The organism is Thermococcus atlanticus (genome assembly GCF_054657855.1).
In genome coordinates this window covers 1,261,290-1,274,596 of sequence record NZ_BAAHXX010000001.1, presented here as the reverse complement: position 1 = coordinate 1,274,596, position 13,307 = coordinate 1,261,290, and the positions used below count along the sequence as shown (strand labels likewise).

Sequence of the window (13,307 nt, the reverse complement as noted above, 5' to 3'; positions counted from 1 at the left end):
AGGTGTCATATCAAAGGCTTTTAAACCTTTCTACCCGTCTCTGCCCAGAAAGATTTATATGCCGCATGTCATAGAAGGAAACGGTGATAAAAATGATGCTTGATGTTCGTGGACTGCAGCCGCCCCAGCCGGCGGTTATGATTGTAGAGGCCCTAGCGAAGCTTAAAATCGGGGAAACGCTCGAAATAATCGGCGACAGGCCCTTCGTGGGCATTATTCCAAAGCTTGAAGAAGCGGGCTATAAAATGGAAGTCAAGGAGGTATCGGGGTTCTTCGTCCTCAAAGTCACGAAGACCGAAGAATCAAAGGAGCTGAGCATGGAGGTGGAGGAGTGCGACGATAAGCTGGAGGAGATAACGGAAGACACAAATGTGGCCAAACTTCTGAAGGCCTATCCCGAATCCCTGAAGATACTTGTGAAGTACGGCTTCTCCCCCCTTGAGAACCCCGAGATGAGGAAGACCCTCGCGAGGACGATTACGTTGAAGCAGGCGAAGGAGCTCATTGGGATGGGAGACGAGCGCTTTGAGGAGATGATGAAAGAGCTGAAAGCCCTGGAGGAAGGCTAGGTCTTTTCTTCAATTCTTTAATTCTTGAAATCAATAATTAAACAATTCTGTTCGGAGAATTCAGAAAAGGAAAAACAGGGGAAGATCAATCCAGCTCCTCCGCCAGAGCGGAGCCTTCTTCTATCTTTATTCCCCTGCTGAGCATGTCCTTGAGGTCAGCCTCCGGGTCGCCGGTGAGCCTGAGGTCAAACTGCCTCCTGAGAATTTCAAAGACTCCCGGAGTCAGGAACTCTGGGGGCTTTGGCCCGATGTAGATGCCCTTAATTCCCAGGTAGAGGAGTGAGTAAAGTATCGCTATGGCCTTCTGCTCCATCCATGAGAGGACTATTGAGACCGGAAGTGAGTTCACATCCGTCCCGAGTTCATTGGCGAGTGCTATTGCAATCTCGATTATCGAGTACACGTTGTTGCACTGGCCGAAGTCGAGGAACCGTGGAATGCCCTCAATGGTGCCGTAGTCCCTCGCGTTGTAGCGGAACTTGCCGCATGCCGCAGAGAGTATCAGTGCATCCTTTGGAATCAGCTCGGTTAGCTTTTCATAGTATCCCATGCCCTTGTGCGGCGTATCACAGCCGCCCACCACGAATATGTGCCTTATCCTGCCCTCCTGGATGAGTTCAATGAGCTTATCCTTCATGGCCAGGACGTTGGTGTGGTGGAAGCCGGTGAGGAGCTTTCCGCCGTCGTAGGCCTTCATCCTTGGCGTCTCAAGGGCGCGCTTTATGAGGGGCTCGAAGTTGTAGTCCTCTATGTGGGGGACGCCCTCAAGGCCCGCTATTCCAACGGTGAAGATTCTGTCGGCGTAAGCCTTCGTCGGCTGCTGAACACAGTTGCTTGTGCCCAGAATCACTCCCGGGAACTCCGCGAATTCCTTCTTCTGGTAGAGCCATGAGCCTCCCCAGTTGCCGTAGAGCGCTTTGAACTTCCTCAGCTCGGGGTATGCATGTGCCGGAAACATCTCCGCGTGGGTGTAGACCTTGAGCTCATCCTCAAGGCCCATCTCCTCGATCTGCCTGAGGAGTTCGTAGAGAGCTTTGTAGCTGTGGCCGGTGACGAGTATGCCGTGTCCCTCTGCAGTTCCGGTCGGGACTTCAACCGGCTCCGGCCTTCCGAAGGTTTCAACGTAGGCCTTATCGAGGAGCTTCATCGCCTCAAGGTGAACCCTTCCGTTCTCAAGGATGAGCTCAAGGAAGCGGTTCTTGTCGAAGTTGACGTTGGTCAGAGTCGAGTAGAGGGCCTCAGCCAAAAAGTGGCCTATCCTCGGGTTGTCGTAGCCGACCTCAAGGGCGTGGTAGTAGTAGGCGGAGGTTCCCTTTATGCCGTAGAGCAGGGCCTCTTGGAGCGAGTTGAGGTCGGGGTCTTTGCCGCAGACTCCCCTTATCGTACATCCTCCCTCTAAACTCATGGAGCACTGGTTGCAGAGCATATCAAACGCTTCCGGAACACGTATTGCCATATCCATCAACCTCCATTTTTATGACGCGTGTCATATCCTTCGATTATAGGTGAAGTGACCTTCATAAAAATCTTGCGGTTTATTAACCTAAAGCGGCCTTATGACTTATGTCATGTCAAAACCCCGAGGGGCTTGGCAGAAAGGTTTAAATATTCCACGCGTCATAAAAACCCACCATGAAGACAAATGCCTTTGAAGTTGCTGCAAAGTATGTTTATCCCTCACTCCGGAGGCGGCTGGTCGAGATTCTATACAGAGAATACGGCATGACGCAGGTTGGAATAGCTGAAATTCTGCATATAACCCAGTCCGCCGTTTCAAGATACTTAAGAATGAACAGGGGAGCACTTATAGACGTAGAAAAGTTCGAAGATATAGACGGAGAGCTCAGGCAATCCGCAGAGTGGATAATCAAAGAGAAGCCCGACGAGTATAAAATTCACGCTGAAATAATCAGAATCGCCCTGGAAATGCTGGGAAAGGGATACCTGTGCTCACTTCACGCGAAAATTGACCCCGAAATTGACCCGGGAAGCTGCAATGTCTGTCTGGAGCTCTTTGGAGAATGAATTCAAACGCTGTCTGCACCACGGAACATCCTGTTCCAAAACATTAATATGTTTTCGACACTCATCTGAGTGTGGTGGTATCCATGAAAAGAGCGCTTGTTACATTAACCCCTCCGGAGGGCAAAAGGCTGATTGCCAAAGCGATTGCAGCCCTTGATGAGGTTCAGTATGCCCTCAGGAATGGATTTGTGTATATTGCCACAGGAACAACCGCAGCCTACGTGGCCGAGGAGATACTCGGGGAGAAGATAGAGAAGGAGAAGTGGACGGTTGGCGTTATAAGCAAGGGCAGAACCTGTGTTACACCGAAAAAAACCTGGCCAAAGCACCTCGTCCTCTACAAGGGCGAGCCCTTCGACGACCCGCTTGAGGCCCTGAAGCAGATGGGGCCGAAGGACGTGTTCATCAAGGGGGCAAATGCCATAGACATCAACTGGAACGTTGCTGTTTTCGCAGCGGCTCCAGATGGCGGGACGATAGGAAAGACCTTTGGATGGACTATAACCAAGGGGGTCTTCACAATAACGCCGGTAAGCCTTGAAAAGTTCGTGCCAACTCCTGTAGAGGAGAGTGCGAAGCTGACGGGGATATACTCCTTCGACTGGGGGACAGGACTTTACTCCGCCCTCGTGCCGATACCCCACTCTCACCCGGTTACAGAGGTTGAAGCCTACAGGATTTTGGCTGGAGTGGAGGCCATACCCATAGCGGCCGGCGGGGCAGGCGGAGCTGAGGGCAGCGTCACCCTCGTCCTTGAAGGGGACGATGAAGCTATGGAAAGGGCGAAGGAGATAACCAAAGCGGTCAAGGGTGAGCCCTATCTGGAGCCCTACACCGAGGACTGCTCGGTCTGCCCGTTCGCCAGGATATGCGGCCTTGGAAGCCTTTGATGAATCCTCTTTCAAGAATTTCTTTTTAAACCCCCATTTTCCTCTTCTAAAGGGGGTGGGCAGATGGATGAGCTTGAGATGATAAGGCGCAGAAAGATGCTGGAACTCATGAAGAGGGCTGGAATTATAGAGACCAAACCGAAAAGGAAGGTCGTCATCGAGGTCATAACGTCACCCGGATGCCCGTACTGCCCGATAGCTGTGGCCATGGCGAAGGAGCTTGAGAGGAAATACGAAGGCGTTATGGCAAGAGAGCTCAGCGTGGCAACGCCTGAAGGCCAGAGGAAGGCCATGGAGCACAACATCCTCGGAACGCCAACGATATTAATCAACAACAGGGTTGAGTTCATTGGGGTTCCGAACTTCGCGGAGTTCGAAAGAAAGGTAAGGGAGAAGCTCGCTTTGTGAGTTCGTTGGGTGCTAAAGGGGAATTAAAAAATCAAAAAGCTCACCGTTTGAGCTCTTTTATCCTCTGCTTCGTTTCCTTTATGCGCTCAACCTTGCTGCTGGCTTTGCTCTCCACGGTTTTCTCAATATCCTCTCTGAACGCCCATTTGAGCAGGGGCGGGGTTATGAGCACCGAAATCGTGATGAATATAAGCGTCGCTGCGATGAACTTTGGAGCATCCGCCGGGGGTATCGCCCTGCCGTGAATCGCAACCATCAGGTCGACGAGGGCAACCTCTGTCCTCGGGATTGAGCCGATACCCATCTGAAGGGACATGTGGAAGTTCTTGGGGGCAAAGAGGAAAGCCCTCCCCCTGCCCCATGCCGTTATCCATGCACCGAAGCCCCTGCCGATAACCTTGCCCACCACTGCAATTACAGTGAGGACGGCCGCGAGAGTCAGGGCAGAGTAGCTCTCAAAAACCTTGAGGTTGAGCATGGCTCCCGTGTGAACGAAGAAAATCGGGATCAGAAATCCATAGCCTATCGCCCTCACGTCTTCCATTAGCTTTTTGCCTTCAGGCAGCTTTGCCAGGATGAGGCCCGCCATGAAAGACCCTTCAATTGCCGCCGCAAACCAGCTCTCGGCGAGTGCGGCAAAGAGGAACATGAGGCCGAGAACGAGGCCGAGGATGCCCTTTTCAACACGAAGCCTCTCGGCAAACTTCACGTAATAATCCACAGCAAACCATCCTATAATCCCTGTTATAAGGAAGAACACCGCTATTTTAACCCCGAGCCCGGTCAGGCTGCCGCTTCCCACGGCGAATATGACGAGGGCTATACCGAGGAAATCGTCCATGACGCTCGCACTCAGAGAGGCCGCCCCGACCTCGCTCCTCAGAACCCCGAGGTCCATCATCACCCTGACCGTCAGTCCGATGCTTGTGGCGGTGAGCAGAACGCCTCCGGCAAATGCCTCCCTGCTTGGATATCCCATTTCCATAAGCGCAAACCAGCCGAGGATAAGGGGAACAAAAACACCGAGAACGGTTGAGATTGTAGCGGTCACCCCCGTTTTCTTCAGCATGCTTATATCAGTGTCGAGGGCACCGAGGAAGAGCAGGAAGATTATGCCGAGCTTGGCAAGGAAGTCCATGACCTCGCTCGTGTTCACTGTTATGGTAAGGTACTGGGAGCTCACCAGCCCAAAATAGACGATGTTTCCGAGGATCATACCCATCAGGAGCTCCCCAAGGACACCCGGAAGCTCAAACCTCTCTATAATGCTGTCCCCGATTTTCGCAAGTATCAGTGCAATCCCGATTGTGAAGAGGATCCATGCTGGCTCCATGATGTACCACCCACCCTGAGCAGTCTGAGAAGCTCATCTATGAGAATCCTGAGGCTTATCTCACCTACAAGTGTATCACCCTTAACAATGGCCAGAACCTGGGTCTTGTAGCGCTTCATCTTAATCAATGCATCGAGAACGGTTGCGTTTTCCTCAACCGTCAGAACATTCCTCTCCATTATTTCGCCGGCTTTTTGAGCTCCTCCCAGAAGGGACTTCATAACGGCACTCGTCATCCCCAGCCGGAATTTGTGGGATTCAGGGGGGAGGAGGATATCCATGGTGTCCAGATAGCGGATCACCCCGCACAGCTTCATGCTTTCCCTGTCCTCAACCACCCAAACATGGTGCCTCGTGCGCAGTATTTTGAGGACGTTGATCACGGGGGTATCTGCTTCAACCACAGGAATTGAGGAGGCTGCCGGCATGATCTGCTTCAGTTTCAGCTCATGGAAGTGCTGCAGGGCTTTTCCAATGTCTTCCATACCACCACCGTCTGAAATTTCTAACGGGTTTCTATTTAAGGGTTTTTGCACACCACCCGGCACTGATGGATCGGGGTGTCCAGCGGGAGATTAGTACTCCAGCAGCACCCAGATTCCAATTGCGACGAGGATTATCCCCGCAGCAACTGACAGCTCCCTGCTCCTCTGGACGAGCTTCTGGGATACCGTCTTGCTCTCGCTTATGCCCCCCATCACAAAGAGAATGACCACGAGCGGCAGGACAAACAGCAGATTGTAAAGTGCGAGCAGCAGGAATATGAGGGTTCTCCCTGCCTTTGATATGAGTATGGCATATACGAGATAGCTCCCAGCGGAACAGGGCAGGAGGGTGAATGAGACTATCACACCCAGGGTGAATGCCCCTATCAGGGTCGCATCCCTGCTGAATATTCTTCTCCTTGTTTCTTTTTTATCTCCAATCCTCGACCTCTCCATGTATCCCGTTATCATCGTGTATAGCCCGAAGGCTATGGCCAGAATCCCGGCGACCCATGTGGGAATTGTCGTGGCAAATACAACAAGGCCGAGTCCGAGGAGGTAATATGACATGTATATGGCGGCGACGAAGCTCATTCCGACGATGTATATCTGCCTCTTTGATACCTCCTTGACCGAGAGCGCTATCAGGAGCATGGTGTAGATAACGAAGGTACACGGGTTTATTGAATCCGAGAGTGCTAGGGCCAGGAACTGGGGAATAAACCATGAAAGACCGAGAGAATAAAGAGCAACCGAGCTTACCCCAAAGGATACAAGCAGTATGAGGAGAAGTGCCTCGATATCCTTTTTCATGGTTCTGCCCCACCGGAAATTGGGAATCATGCTTTTCAGCATTTCTGCCACAAAAAGTTAAGAACAAAAGGTTCAGCGTCTTTTTCTCAGCAGGAGCGGAAGCGGAGCCAGCAGGAGTATCAGTGCAGGCCCGCAGGTTTTTCCGCCTGATGATGTGGTGCTGCCTGTCGCTGTTGATGACTGCGGGGCGGAGGAGTTTGAATTTGTATTTGTGCCGGGGCTCTCAAAGACCGATTTGTGTTCTATGAATAGTGTTTGTAGTTTTTGGATGTGGGTTTGGTTTTTGATGAGGTATGCTTTTCCGCCGACTACGAGGATTAGTCCGCCGTTTTTTTGAGCGTCCTGGATTATCAGGGGAGTTGCGGAGACGTTGAATTCTCCTTCGATGACCGCGTAGAGCTTGCCTTTGTATGCTATGCCTATTGCGGGAACCCCGCTTATTCCGGTAAGCTGGTAGAGTTCGTTAAAGAGCTTTGAATTCTCCTCATTGCCCACCAGCTCGTAATAGGTTAAACTGTCCTTCCCGAAAACCTCGGGAATTTCAGCCTTCATCCTCCTGCAATGCGGGCAAGAACTCGCACCATACATGTAAAAATGGATTTTACTCGTATCAATCTGAGTCTCTGCAACAGCATACGATACAAACGACAGGGCAAAAAGCAGAGCCAGTAGCACTCCAATCTTCTTCATCTTCTCACCTACTTACCCATTGAGGGTGTTCCAATATAAACTTATCCTTCCCTTCACCGGGATAGGTTAATAATGCTCCAGAAACAGGGGACTTCACAATAAAGGCATGCCTTCAGGAAAGCTTAAATCTCTGTAATGCAAATTAGTATGGGGGTTGTCATGCAGGAATGGTACCAATCACGGGCCCTCTATGAGGCCGTCAACAAGCTGGTGAGCAGCGGGGATTTTGAGAATGCATACACAATGGCACGGGAGATATCGGACAGGAGCATCAGGGCGAAGGCATTCTCCAGAATTGCCGTTGAAATGGCAAAAAAGGGCATGGAGTATAAGGAGGCAATAAATAAGGCCATTAAAGCGGCGTATGATATAAACAATGCGGAGGAAACTACAAAAACTTTGATGAGCCTCGCTTTTGAATTCCTCAACCTCGGGAAGATCGAGGATGCCCTCGCTATAGCCAGGTTCATAAAGGACGTCTCAAACCGCTCCAAGATAGAGGCGGAGGTGGCGCTGGAGCTGGCCCGTAGGGGCAGGGTTCCCGAGGCCATGAAGATAATAAACGGTATAATGGATGAGGATGTAAAAACATGGGCAACTTCGAGACTTGTGAACACGCTCTGATTTTGCATTTTCCTGCCTACCCTGCCCTTATAACATCCTGAATTTAACATAAATGCATCCACAAAGCTTTTTTATGCATCCTCCAAGCTCAGCGGGGTAAATAAAAAAGGAGGTGCATTGCATGGATGGTGCAGCGGCGATAGGGCTTCTCGGCATGCTACTGCTGGTGAGCTCATGGGTGCCCCAGACCTGGGAAACGATAAGGAAAAGGCACTGCCCGATGAATCTGAAGTTCATAATTGTCTACGTGGCGGCCTCGTCCCTGCTGACGGTGTATTCCTACATGATAGGGGACTGGATATTCTTCACGCTGAACTTCCTGGCGGCCTTCCAGAGCGGGGTCAACCTTTATGTAAAGCTCAGGTATTCCTGATTCATTTTCTCTCGTAAAGGCCCACCAGCTCGCCCCACTCAATGACGTGGCCTTTCATGGCCCTCTCCAGGTCTTTTCTGCCCGCCCCCGGGGGGAGGCTGAGGGTTGTGTCCAGGACATAGACCTTGAAGTGGTAGTGGTGAGCTTTTCCCCTCGGCGGGCACGGCCCGCCGTAGCCCATCCTTCCAAAGTCGTTTCTGCCCTGAATCATTTTGACCGGCCTGTCGACGGTGCCCCTCTTTGGGATGCCCTCTGGAATTTCCTCAATCGGAGGAATATTCCAGGCTATCCAGTGGGTAAATGTCCCGATAGGTGCGTCAGGGTCATCCACGATTATGGCTATGCTCTTTGCATCGCCGGGTATGTGGGCCAGATAGAGCGGCGGGTTTATATCCTCCCCATCGCATGTGAATTTCTTCGGTATGTAACTCCCGTCGTGAAAGACGGATCCAACCTCCAGCTTCATCCTCTCATCCCCTCCGGAATGGGATATGCATCCGGATGCCAGAACGATTATAGCTAAGAGGAGGCTCACCCCTTTCATGGGTGTAGCTTTGAATTTCAAACGTAAAAATATTTCGCCCCAATCCTTTTAATTTTAGAAGGATATATCCGTACATGGTGATGCACATGGATCTTGCAGGAAAGGTTGCCCTCATTACCGGTGGAGGAAGGGGGATAGGAAGGGCAATAGCACTCGCCCTCGCGGAGAAGGGGGCAAACGTTGCCGTAAACTACGCCCACAGCAGGGAGAAGGCAGAAGAGACCGCCGAGCTCTGCCGCTCCTACGGGGTCGATGCGATTGCAGTAAAGGCCGATGTGAGCAACCGCGAAGAGGTCAGAAAGATGGTTGAAGAGGTCATTGAACACTTCGGAAGGATAGACATCCTCGTGAACAACGCCGGAATCCTTGGAAAAGCCCTGAAGCCGATGGACGTTACCGATGAGGACTGGGACGCGGTTCTCGGCGTCAACCTCAAGGGAGCCTTCATCGTCACCCAGGAGGTTCTCAAATACATGAAGAAGGGGAAGATAGTCAACATAGCCTCGATAGCCGGCAAGGATGGCGGAACAGTCGGGCCTCACTACGCGGCCTCAAAGGGCGGACTGATAGCCCTCACCTTCAACCTTGCCAGGCATCTGGCTCCCAACATCCTCGTCAACGCAGTGGCTCCTGGCCCGGTTGATACCGAGCTGATAAGTCCGGAGATAAAGGAGAGGCTCCGCTCGCTCTCGCTGACCGGGGAGATAGCCAAACCGGAGGAGATAGCCCACGCTGTGGTATTCCTCCTCGAAAACGACCACATAACCGGCGAGGTGATAGATGTCAACGGCGGCAGGCTGATGGATTGATTTTTAAGCTCACTCACAATTTTTTCTTGATGCCCCATGAAAGTGCTGTGGGAGAGGGAAATTAAAGCAGAGGAGATAGTTGTCTCACCTCGACCGGTCTGGAAATGCATGGCATGTCCCATGTACGGCAGGAGGCCGAGCTGTCCGCCGCATGCTCCCCCCTGGAGGGAAGCGAAGGATTGGGTGAGGCACTTCAAAAAGGCTTTGATAATAAAGTTTGAGGTGGATATGGATAGCTTTGAAAAGGACAAGCGGGAAGCCCTCCTGTACCTCCTGAAAAAGGAGGAAGAGTTCTTCAAGAAGGGAAAGATGTATGCATTTGCCCTGTTTCCTGGAAACTGCAACCTCTGTGACGACTGTCCCTTTGAGAGGGGCGAGCCGTGCAGGATGCCCACCAGGGTCAGGCCGAGCATAGATGCGATAGGCATCGAGATTGGAAGGCTCGTGGAGATAGACTTCTCCGAGAGTGTTCTCTATGGAATGATTTTTATTGATTGAAGCTGATATATGCAGTATGGAGATGAAAATGAATCCCTCAAGGAAAATCGCCTATGTAACGCTGCTGGGCCGCTCTGACTGGGCGCTGGTGAATACATACTACGCCGTTGCTTCAAGGGGAAGAAAGCCCGAGAAGGTCTTCATATTCACGGAGGAGATATACAGAAAAAAGCTTCCAGCGGTTGTGGAGGCCATAAAAACAATCTCCCGGGCATACAGATTCACACCGGAGATAGAGACCATAGTGATTCCCAACAACAGCTTCCTCGAAGCGGATAAGAGGTTCAAAGAACTCTTCCAGAGGCTGGAATCCGAGGAGTACACCATAGGTCTGGATATAACCTCCGGACGGAAGGCCCTTGCCGCCGCCGCGGTCGTTCAGGTGAGGGACTTCAGCGTGGACCGAATCATCTACATGGCCCTACTCGACATGGATTTCCCCAACAGGCCGTATATGATGATTCCGAGGCACATGCAGAGGCTCAAGAACTTTCTGGGTGATGGGGATGTTGAGTGAAATCATAACAAAGCCCGAGCTCCAGATTCTGGTAAACCTCCTCCCCGAAATCCAGGTGGGGTATCCCCTCTATGAGATTCCGCTGATAAGGGCAAGAGCCACAGAAAAGGGCTACATAGTTGAGGCCATGGCCGGCAGGGGAGATTTTGCCCGCGCCATGTCCCATCACGACCTCCCGGACTACGGGGATTTCTACGAGTGCTTCATATCCTCCGGGATACTGAAGTACGACAACATAGATGAATTCAGGAAGAGCCTTGAGCTTTATGAATACCTGCGGAAGGGGGTTGTATTTGCCCCGGATACGAACATCTTCTATCACCGCTTCATATCCAACTTCAGGCCGCTTGAGGGATATCAGATAGCCGTTGCCGAAGGCGTCCAGAGGGAAATAGAAAATGCAATGAACTACAAATACCATCACAGGGAGCTGGAGGAGATAAAAAGGGAGGTCAGAAATGGCTCGCTCCTCAGGGAATTCAACAACCGGAGGATGAAGAAATCGAGGAAAGCAGCATATATAGCCCTTAAGGAGTTCGAAAGGCTGAAGGACAGGATAATAATAGCCGAGAGCGTGAGCGAGGATGCCCACAACAACGATGAGATTATAGTAAAATCGCTCAAGCGCTTTGACAGGATGACGCCAAGCCTCGTGGTTTTTCTGACGGCTGACATAGCAATAACCGACGTCGCCGAGATAGAGGGGCTGGAGTACTTTCTGTTTGAATATCCTACAGGGAAGCTCGGAAAGCACGATGTTACAGCCTATCAGCTCAGGACGCTCATATTCAACCTCGCAGCGGTCTTCGGCGTGATAGAGGTCAGCGGGGTTCTTGTGTACGGGGAATTTGGAGGAAAGAGGGGGCTTAATGAGCTCAAGCTGATATTTCCCAGGGAAAGCAGGATTTACAACGAGTTTGAGTTCCATCTAAAGCTGAGCAGAAGGCTGATGGAAATCATGGGCGGTTAGGAAGCAGTTTAAACTTGGCGAACAGGCTGGCCATTTCCATCAGGAACATGAAGGCAGCAAAAACCTCGGCAAAGGTGGTGTGGACCGGCATAATAACCGTGGAACCCGAAACCCCAAAGGCAACCAGCTCCTCTCCCTCCCTGCTCTCGCCACCGTAGCGGTACTCCAGTGCGAACGTGAGCCAGTTCAGCGTAACTATCATTAAATAATCCTGCCGGAGTTCCATAAAGAGGTAGAGAATGCCGAGGATGAGAAAGGGGAGGGCAAGGAAAAGGCGCCTCATTTTTCCACCTCAAATCAGCACCATTTTACTCCAGATAATAAGGGACAAAAAAATTTTGTGGAAAGGTGATCACTGAAGCATCCCCTCAAGCTTCTCCACAAAGGCTATGCTCCTCTTTATATCCGCGAAGTACTCCTCGGCCTTTTCAATGTGCTCCCTTTCAACCCTGCTGCCGCCGGCAAGCACGTGTGCCGGTGCAAGAAGCTGGACTGCATACCTTAAGCTGGTCTTTTCGCCGAGCTCTGCCAGATACTCCACGGCCTCATCGCTTATCTCTATGGCCTCCTCTGCGGCCCTTATTCTCACTATCTCCCTCACCTCGTCCTTTCTGTAGGGCTCTGTGTTGATGATCAAAAGGCGGTCCAGCATGTCTATGGGTATGCCGTGGGGGGCCTCTATGTCGGTTCCCCTTATCCTCGTCCTTCCCCTGTTTGTTGCGAGGATTAATATGGGCGCGAGCTCGCTCTCCATGGCCCTCGCGAGGAACGAGAACGCCTCAATGTCGAGCATATGGCACTCGTCTATGAAGAGCACCCCGGGCACCAGAACAGCTTTCCCTTCCTCCACCCAGCCCTTTACAGTCTCATCAACCCTCTGTCTTACCTCATCGTTGATTTCCATGCCCCCTCCAAAGAACAGGCTCAGTATCCCTCCTGCCCTTGAATTGACGATGTCTAGGTCGTGGAGCGTCACGGTGTATGTGAATTCCTTGATCTTCAGCACGGGCCCAGTTGGCAGGCCCACCCTGCGCTTCAGGAATATTCCTTCCTCCTCCTTCGTGGTGCCGAGCTTTGAAACCCTGCCGCTTTCAGCGTCTATCTGAATGACGTCCCCCTCCTCAATGCCCTGCTCAAGTATCTGATACGCTATCTCCCGTCCGGCCCTGAAGGTCTTCTCGTCGTCCTTCGTCTTCAGGGTGATGAGGACGGAATCCGGAACCTCCACATAGGGATTGAACGGATGCCGGGTTTTCTTGATTTCAATCTTCTCAATCGCCCCCTCATAGACCTTTCTCTCCTCGCTTATTTTAACTCCGATGGCTCTCCTCAAAGCCTGCTTCAGGAACTCCGTCTTCTTCATCTCAGCGGAATAAATCTCGCTTCCCGCAATCTGAACAAATGGAACATCCTCCCCGAGCTCCCTCGCTATTCCCATTGCTATGGCGGTTTTGCCGCTTCCCGTCGGGCCCACGAGGAGGATTCCCTTTCCCGCAAGCTTGCCCCGCTTTATGAGCCGAACCGCTATTCCCGCCGCTTCCCTTGCCCTGACCTGTCCAACCATGCCGTCTCCGATGAACCGTGCTCTCCCGTTCTCGTCCAGACCTAAACCCCTTATGTGGGAGTGCATTCCGACCCGTTCAAAGCTCATCTTTGGAACCTCCTCGATCATGGCCATCCTCCCACCCCCTTTAAATTCCATTTTGTTATTAAAAGTACCATTTAAAAGATTAACGGCCGGAAAGGTGGGACAGCATTG

Annotated in this window: 18 protein-coding genes; 10 read left to right on the top strand and 8 right to left on the bottom strand. The window is 51.7% G+C overall.

What is annotated here, in order from left to right; translation table 11 throughout:
• The first annotated feature begins 92 nt into the window (after positions 1-92).
• Positions 93-569 (top strand): DUF1858 domain-containing protein, encoded by a 477-nt coding sequence (locus tag ACYQ27_RS06745; RefSeq protein WP_456452513.1) that lies wholly within the window; start codon positions 93-95, stop codon positions 567-569.
• 85 nt (positions 570-654) lie between these two features.
• Here the strand turns inward: ACYQ27_RS06745 and hcp are convergent, their stop codons facing one another.
• Positions 655-2,025, bottom strand: coding sequence for a hydroxylamine reductase (hcp, locus tag ACYQ27_RS06740; RefSeq protein WP_460041321.1), 1,371 nt, complete (start codon positions 2,023-2,025; stop codon positions 655-657).
• A gap of 176 nt (positions 2,026-2,201) precedes the next feature.
• Here hcp and ACYQ27_RS06735 point away from each other — a divergent pair, with 176 nt between their 5' ends.
• The 3 genes from ACYQ27_RS06735 to ACYQ27_RS06725 all read left to right on the top strand — a co-directional run bounded on the left by ACYQ27_RS06735 (position 2,202) and on the right by ACYQ27_RS06725 (position 3,892).
• Complete coding sequence (locus ACYQ27_RS06735) at positions 2,202-2,594, top strand: transcriptional regulator (protein ID WP_456452044.1); 393 nt, start codon at positions 2,202-2,204, stop codon at positions 2,592-2,594.
• A gap of 83 nt (positions 2,595-2,677) precedes the next feature.
• Positions 2,678-3,484, top strand: a complete 807-nt coding sequence (locus ACYQ27_RS06730) for a hypothetical protein (RefSeq protein ID WP_456452042.1) — start codon at positions 2,678-2,680, stop codon at positions 3,482-3,484.
• Positions 3,485-3,547: 63 nt separating this feature from the next.
• Positions 3,548-3,892 (top strand): thioredoxin family protein, encoded by a 345-nt coding sequence (locus ACYQ27_RS06725; protein ID WP_456396282.1) that lies wholly within the window; start codon positions 3,548-3,550, stop codon positions 3,890-3,892.
• A gap of 40 nt (positions 3,893-3,932) precedes the next feature.
• Here the strand turns inward: ACYQ27_RS06725 and ACYQ27_RS06720 are convergent, their stop codons facing one another.
• The 4 genes from ACYQ27_RS06720 to ACYQ27_RS06705 form a co-directional block, all read right to left on the bottom strand.
• Positions 3,933-5,225, bottom strand: coding sequence for a cation:proton antiporter (locus tag ACYQ27_RS06720; RefSeq protein WP_456452040.1), 1,293 nt, complete (start codon positions 5,223-5,225; stop codon positions 3,933-3,935).
• Positions 5,183-5,710 carry a CBS domain-containing protein gene (locus ACYQ27_RS06715; protein WP_456452038.1) on the bottom strand — a complete coding sequence of 176 codons (528 nt, stop codon included), beginning with the start codon at positions 5,708-5,710 and terminating at the stop codon, positions 5,183-5,185. Before ACYQ27_RS06715 ends, ACYQ27_RS06720 begins: the two co-directional genes overlap by 43 nt.
• A gap of 90 nt (positions 5,711-5,800) precedes the next feature.
• On the bottom strand, positions 5,801-6,523 hold the full coding sequence (locus ACYQ27_RS06710) for a cytochrome c biogenesis protein CcdA (protein ID WP_456452036.1): 723 nt from the start codon (positions 6,521-6,523) through the stop codon (positions 5,801-5,803).
• 72 nt (positions 6,524-6,595) lie between these two features.
• A complete protein-coding gene (locus ACYQ27_RS06705; RefSeq protein WP_456452034.1) occupies positions 6,596-7,213 on the bottom strand; it encodes a CGP-CTERM sorting domain-containing protein in 618 nt (205 codons plus the stop codon).
• A 159-nt stretch (positions 7,214-7,372) separates the two neighbouring features.
• On the opposite strand from ACYQ27_RS06705, the gene ACYQ27_RS06700 reads away from it, so the two are divergent.
• Positions 7,373-7,837, top strand: coding sequence for a hypothetical protein (locus tag ACYQ27_RS06700; RefSeq protein WP_456396286.1), 465 nt, complete (start codon positions 7,373-7,375; stop codon positions 7,835-7,837).
• A gap of 121 nt (positions 7,838-7,958) precedes the next feature.
• Positions 7,959-8,210, top strand: coding sequence for a hypothetical protein (locus ACYQ27_RS06695; RefSeq protein ID WP_456396277.1), 252 nt, complete (start codon positions 7,959-7,961; stop codon positions 8,208-8,210).
• A gap of 1 nt (position 8,211) precedes the next feature.
• Here ACYQ27_RS06695 and ACYQ27_RS06690 read toward each other — a convergent pair whose 3' ends face one another.
• On the bottom strand, positions 8,212-8,754 hold the full coding sequence (locus ACYQ27_RS06690) for a YbhB/YbcL family Raf kinase inhibitor-like protein (RefSeq protein WP_456452032.1): 543 nt from the start codon (positions 8,752-8,754) through the stop codon (positions 8,212-8,214).
• 74 nt (positions 8,755-8,828) lie between these two features.
• Between ACYQ27_RS06690 and ACYQ27_RS06685 the strand changes: the two genes are divergently transcribed.
• Genes ACYQ27_RS06685 through ACYQ27_RS06670 form a run of 4 tightly spaced genes read left to right on the top strand, consistent with a single transcriptional unit; the run spans position 8,829 to position 11,548 of the window.
• Positions 8,829-9,563, top strand: a complete 735-nt coding sequence (locus ACYQ27_RS06685) for an SDR family NAD(P)-dependent oxidoreductase (protein WP_456452030.1) — start codon at positions 8,829-8,831, stop codon at positions 9,561-9,563.
• A 36-nt stretch (positions 9,564-9,599) separates the two neighbouring features.
• The gene (locus ACYQ27_RS06680; RefSeq protein ID WP_456452028.1) at positions 9,600-10,061 is read left to right on the top strand and encodes a DUF2284 domain-containing protein; all 462 of its coding nucleotides are present in this window, start codon (positions 9,600-9,602) and stop codon (positions 10,059-10,061) included.
• A 16-nt stretch (positions 10,062-10,077) separates the two neighbouring features.
• Positions 10,078-10,578 carry a hypothetical protein gene (locus tag ACYQ27_RS06675; protein WP_456396273.1) on the top strand — a complete coding sequence of 167 codons (501 nt, stop codon included), beginning with the start codon at positions 10,078-10,080 and terminating at the stop codon, positions 10,576-10,578.
• Complete coding sequence (locus ACYQ27_RS06670; protein WP_460041320.1) at positions 10,562-11,548, top strand: PIN domain-containing protein; 987 nt, start codon at positions 10,562-10,564, stop codon at positions 11,546-11,548. Before ACYQ27_RS06675 ends, ACYQ27_RS06670 begins: the two co-directional genes overlap by 17 nt.
• Here ACYQ27_RS06670 and ACYQ27_RS06665 read toward each other — a convergent pair.
• Positions 11,535-11,831 (bottom strand): hypothetical protein, encoded by a 297-nt coding sequence (locus ACYQ27_RS06665; RefSeq protein WP_456396271.1) that lies wholly within the window; start codon positions 11,829-11,831, stop codon positions 11,535-11,537. The genes ACYQ27_RS06670 and ACYQ27_RS06665 overlap by 14 nt on opposite strands.
• 69 nt (positions 11,832-11,900) lie before the next feature.
• The gene (locus ACYQ27_RS06660) at positions 11,901-13,226 is read right to left on the bottom strand and encodes a RuvB-like domain-containing protein (RefSeq protein WP_456452024.1); all 1,326 of its coding nucleotides are present in this window, start codon (positions 13,224-13,226) and stop codon (positions 11,901-11,903) included.
• Positions 13,227-13,307: the final 81 nt, after the last annotated feature.

Bases quoted from the DNA above. Each gene is read 5' to 3' on its own strand.
- ACYQ27_RS06745 (WP_456452513.1), top strand. From the start codon at position 93: ATGATGCTTGATGTTCGTGGACTGCAGCCGCCCCAGCCGGCGGTTATG.
- hcp (WP_460041321.1), bottom strand. From the start codon at position 2,025: ATGGCAATACGTGTTCCGGAAGCGTTTGATATGCTCTGCAACCAGTGC.
- ACYQ27_RS06735 (WP_456452044.1), top strand. From the start codon at position 2,202: ATGAAGACAAATGCCTTTGAAGTTGCTGCAAAGTATGTTTATCCCTCA.
- ACYQ27_RS06730 (WP_456452042.1), top strand. From the start codon at position 2,678: ATGAAAAGAGCGCTTGTTACATTAACCCCTCCGGAGGGCAAAAGGCTG.
- ACYQ27_RS06725 (WP_456396282.1), top strand. From the start codon at position 3,548: ATGGATGAGCTTGAGATGATAAGGCGCAGAAAGATGCTGGAACTCATG.
- ACYQ27_RS06720 (WP_456452040.1), bottom strand. From the start codon at position 5,225: ATGGAGCCAGCATGGATCCTCTTCACAATCGGGATTGCACTGATACTT.
- ACYQ27_RS06715 (WP_456452038.1), bottom strand. From the start codon at position 5,710: ATGGAAGACATTGGAAAAGCCCTGCAGCACTTCCATGAGCTGAAACTG.
- ACYQ27_RS06710 (WP_456452036.1), bottom strand. From the start codon at position 6,523: ATGAAAAAGGATATCGAGGCACTTCTCCTCATACTGCTTGTATCCTTT.
- ACYQ27_RS06705 (WP_456452034.1), bottom strand. From the start codon at position 7,213: ATGAAGAAGATTGGAGTGCTACTGGCTCTGCTTTTTGCCCTGTCGTTT.
- ACYQ27_RS06700 (WP_456396286.1), top strand. From the start codon at position 7,373: ATGCAGGAATGGTACCAATCACGGGCCCTCTATGAGGCCGTCAACAAG.
- ACYQ27_RS06695 (WP_456396277.1), top strand. From the start codon at position 7,959: ATGGATGGTGCAGCGGCGATAGGGCTTCTCGGCATGCTACTGCTGGTG.
- ACYQ27_RS06690 (WP_456452032.1), bottom strand. From the start codon at position 8,754: ATGAAAGGGGTGAGCCTCCTCTTAGCTATAATCGTTCTGGCATCCGGA.
- ACYQ27_RS06685 (WP_456452030.1), top strand. From the start codon at position 8,829: ATGGTGATGCACATGGATCTTGCAGGAAAGGTTGCCCTCATTACCGGT.
- ACYQ27_RS06680 (WP_456452028.1), top strand. From the start codon at position 9,600: ATGAAAGTGCTGTGGGAGAGGGAAATTAAAGCAGAGGAGATAGTTGTC.
- ACYQ27_RS06675 (WP_456396273.1), top strand. From the start codon at position 10,078: ATGGAGATGAAAATGAATCCCTCAAGGAAAATCGCCTATGTAACGCTG.
- ACYQ27_RS06670 (WP_460041320.1), top strand. From the start codon at position 10,562: ATGGGGATGTTGAGTGAAATCATAACAAAGCCCGAGCTCCAGATTCTG.
- ACYQ27_RS06665 (WP_456396271.1), bottom strand. From the start codon at position 11,831: ATGAGGCGCCTTTTCCTTGCCCTCCCCTTTCTCATCCTCGGCATTCTC.
- ACYQ27_RS06660 (WP_456452024.1), bottom strand. From the start codon at position 13,226: ATGGCCATGATCGAGGAGGTTCCAAAGATGAGCTTTGAACGGGTCGGA.